Origin of the sequence: Syntrophorhabdus sp. (genome assembly GCA_012719415.1) — a bacterium.
In the GTDB taxonomy this organism is placed as follows: domain Bacteria; phylum Desulfobacterota; class Syntrophorhabdia; order Syntrophorhabdales; family Syntrophorhabdaceae; genus Delta-02.
Map to the genome: position 1 here is coordinate 1 of JAAYAK010000030.1, position 2,720 is coordinate 2,720.

Annotated in this window: 3 protein-coding genes; 1 reads left to right on the forward strand and 2 read right to left on the reverse strand. The window is 56.1% G+C overall.

Features of this window, described 5'->3' with window-relative positions:
* Nucleotides 1-53 precede the first annotated feature (53 nt).
* Both GXX82_01580 and GXX82_01585 read right to left on the reverse strand, forming a co-directional pair.
* Nucleotides 54-245 carry a hypothetical protein gene (locus GXX82_01580; protein NLT21718.1) on the reverse strand — a complete coding sequence of 64 codons (192 nt, stop codon included), beginning with the start codon at nucleotides 243-245 and terminating at the stop codon, nucleotides 54-56.
* A gap of 291 nt (nucleotides 246-536) precedes the next feature.
* On the reverse strand, nucleotides 537-2,177 hold the full coding sequence (locus GXX82_01585) for an FMN-binding glutamate synthase family protein (protein NLT21719.1): 1,641 nt from the start codon (nucleotides 2,175-2,177) through the stop codon (nucleotides 537-539).
* Between the two features lie 236 nt (nucleotides 2,178-2,413).
* Here GXX82_01585 and GXX82_01590 point away from each other — a divergent pair.
* A partial coding sequence (locus GXX82_01590; protein NLT21720.1) for a hypothetical protein occupies nucleotides 2,414-2,720 on the forward strand: 307 nt, incomplete at its 3' end.

Genomic DNA, 2,720 nt, shown 5'->3' on the forward strand with positions numbered 1-2,720 from the left:
AATGGAGACGCCCGGGGGGGATTCCCCGGGCGTCGCTGCGTTGCCCCTTCCGCCTACATGCCTGCGCAGCGGGTCTCGACGGCCTTTCCCTGATCGTCGATGACCTCCATCTTCAGTATGGGGAACTTGGTGACGTTGAAGTCCTGAACGGCGCATATGGGGAAGTTGTTCCGGTTGAGAAACCAGTCACCCAATTTTGGCTTTCTCACTTCGCCGGTCACGATGAACCTGATCTCGCGTATCATTGCATTAGCCTCCTTGTTTGCGCTGGGACACGCCCGTGTCGTTCTCCTGTGCTCCCTGCCGCAGATCCCCCCCCGACAAGGAACACACCTGTTTCGAGCCTGGCACTCGTCTCCTTCCGTTCGCCTTTGGAGATGACCGGGGAATCATCCATCAAAACCCCCTTCTCCTCATGTTCCTATCTATATATATGAGATGATGACCCCGGGAAATGACAGAGGTCACATTCCACAAAAAAAGAGAGGGTGGACCGTTCTGTCCACCCTCTTCGTGATGCCTTGCCTGTTGGCGGGTTATGAGTTCAGGATACTCTTTGCCCTTTCGTCGAGAACATCGGTGATGTAGGGTATTCCCGTCTCCTTTTCAACGTCCCTGTTGGCCGAGAATATGTCCTCCCTTCCGATGTCCTTCAGGTTGAACTTGCGGGCACCCGCCATGAGCTGCTGGAGACCGGCGGCCAGCTTGTCCGCCAGGGTCCACATGGCGATGGCGCCGAAGGGGATCTTCTTCATCTCCGACGCACCCACCCTCTTCTGGACATCATAGTAACCGGCAAAGATCTCATCGGCCGAGGAACCAAGTTCCTTCACCGCGGGAGCGAGTTCGTCCCAGTTGCCGTTGACCTTTGCCCTGTTCTGCGGCTTCAGCACGCCTTCGATGTTGGAACCCACGAAACCGGGTATCATGGCGGCCCTGCCCATGCAGATCATTTTCGTGTACGGTGCGCCGAGCGCGAGCGCCTTGAATATGTGGTCCTCACGAGCCAAACCTCCGGCAAACGCCAGGTCCACGACCTTCTGTCCCTTTGCCGCTATGATCGTGGCGTACTCGTACGCCTTGCTGTGAAGCAGAAGCGAGGGCACTCCCCATGATTCCATCATGTTCCACGGACTCATGCCCGTCCCGCCACCGGAACCGTCAATGGTGAGCAGGTCGAGCTTCGCGTCCGAAGCGAACTTGAGAGACATCGCGAGAGCTTCCATGCCGTAGGAGCCGGTCTTGAGGGAGATCCTCCTGTACCCGAGCTTCCGAAGATAGTTGACGGACTTCATGAAGCTCTCCCGCACCTTTTCGGGCGTGGAGAGGTCCGTATAACCAAGCCTGCTGTGGCGGGCAAAGGATTTCACGGCACCGTGCTTAAAGGCCTCCTGGACCTCAGGAACGCCGGGGTCGGGGTCGACGACATAGCCCCTGTTCTTGAGGAACAGGGCATAGTCGAGGCTGTCCACCTGGATCTCGCCGCCGATGTCCTTTGCTCCCTGGCCCCATTTCAGTTCTATGATCACCTTATCGCCGTACTTGTCGATGACATACTCGGCCACACCGTTGCGCGTGTCCTCGACGTTCATCTGCACGATGATCGCCCCGTAGCCGTCATAGTACCTCAGGAACGTATCGATGCGCCTGTCCAGCTCCGGCGCCTTCTCGATCCTGCCATCGTTGATGATGGCCTCTTTGTCGATACCGACAACGTTCTCCCCGACAACGATCGGAATGCCGACGAGGGCGGCGCCGGTAGCAAAGGAATCCCAATACTTCGCGGCGATGAAGGTGGAGCCGAGGGCGCCCGTCATGATAGGCATCCTGGTCTTAGTGACCACTTTCGACCCGAATTCGGACTCAATGCTGACGTTCGGGAAGATACAATCGTCCGCCGTGCTCTTCAATCCCTTCGGAAGGCCCCGAACACCGTAGAGATACCCCTGGATCCTCAGCGCGTTGTAATTCACGCCGAGATGGGTCGTGTTCGCGCTGCCTGCCGTAACGGTGCCGAAGTCTCTCGGGTAGAGGATCTTCCTGCCTTTCAGGCTCGACAGGAACGTTTCGCATCTCCCTTTGCAGTCCGCCCGGCACAGGGTACAGAGTCCCGATTCCGCCGGATTGCCACGGTTCACGGTTCCAATTGCATCATTGGTCTTTGACCACTCTATCATGTCAACCTCCCTCGTGTATTCTTTACGGTAACTTCCTGCCATGGTACCGGCAAGCTATTGCCGTTCCGCTTTCGCACAGAATAGCAATACGCGACTTCTCTGTCAACAACAATTTTATTGCTGTTACAGGCTATATGGAGATTCCTGTTGCAAAGTGGCCCGTCATGAGATATCATAGATTAACCGGCAATTTTGCCGTTTACACATTTTGTTTTGCCGTAAAGGAGTAACGTGACATGGAAAAGAAGAGAAAGAAGGACCTCCTGATCCTGGGAATCCTCAGGAATTCCTCCACACCCCTCACAAGCACGAAAATAGCTCAGGAGCTTCAATCACTGGGACACGATATCAGCGAAAGGACCGTGAGGCTCTATCTGCAGCGGATGGATACGGAGGGCCTCGCCCGCCAGACAGGAAAAAAGGGGCACGAGATAACCTCCCGGGGAGAGAGCGAGCTCGATTCCTCCCATATAATTGACCGCGTGGGATTCCTCTCCGCCAAGATAGACCGCATGACCTATCAGATGACCTTCGACCTCAACA